Genomic DNA, 763 nt, shown 5'->3' on the forward strand with positions numbered 1-763 from the left:
CGCGCGTTGCTCGGCGGTGAACCCCGCCCAGGTCTGCTGCGCATCGAATGCCGCGTCGATGGCAGTCTGTGTCTGCTGCGCGTCGGCACGGACGTATTCACCCACGACGTCGCGAGTGTCCGAAGGGTTGATGTTGAGTGCAACCGATGCGCCGGTGGTCCATTCGCCGGCGATGTAGTTGAGGTGCGGAGTCGTTTGCATAAGGCAGGTTTCTTGTTGCGATGGAGTCAGGTCATCAGCCAGCCGCCAGCCACGTCGATGACCTGGCCGGTGATGAAGCTGGCCTGATCCGAAGTGAGGAACAGGCAGGCGCCGGCCACCTCGTCGGGAGTGCCCAGGCGCCGCAGCGGCGTGACTGCCATGACGGTTTCGTTGGCCGCCTTGGGGGCTCCAGCGACCATGGGGGTANGCCAGCCACGTCGATGACCTGGCCGGTGATGAAGCTGGCCTGATCCGAAGTGAGGAACAGGCAGGCGCCGGCCACCTCGTCGGGAGTGCCCAGGCGCCGCAGCGGCGTGACTGCCATGACGGTTTCGTTGGCCGCCTTGGGGGCTCCAGCGACCATGGGGGTATCGATGCGCCCAGGCGCCAGCGCATTCACGGTGATGCCATGCGGTCCAAGCTCGCCGGCCAGGTGCCGGGTCATGCCGATGAGCGCAGCCTTGGTGGTGCTGTAATGCGCCGCAACGATGTCGAGATACGCCTTGCCGGCGACCGACGACATGGACACGATGCGCCCGAACCGGCGCTCGACCATGCCTGG

General features: G+C 66.1%; 2 protein-coding genes. Both read right to left on the bottom strand.

Annotated elements, in window-relative coordinates; genetic code table 11:
- Positions 1-201, bottom strand: a 201-nt coding sequence (locus QZH66_RS17465) for an aldehyde dehydrogenase family protein (RefSeq protein WP_305807101.1), incomplete at its 3' end; no start/stop codon positions are given.
- A gap of 26 nt (positions 202-227) precedes the next feature.
- Positions 228-401 carry an SDR family oxidoreductase gene (locus QZH66_RS17470; RefSeq protein WP_305807102.1) on the bottom strand — a complete coding sequence of 58 codons (174 nt, stop codon included), beginning with the start codon at positions 399-401 and terminating at the stop codon, positions 228-230.
- Positions 402-763 lie beyond the last annotated feature (362 nt).

This window comes from Stenotrophomonas sp. YIM B06876 (assembly GCF_030711595.1).
In the GTDB taxonomy this organism is placed as follows: domain Bacteria; phylum Pseudomonadota; class Gammaproteobacteria; order Xanthomonadales; family Xanthomonadaceae; genus Stenotrophomonas.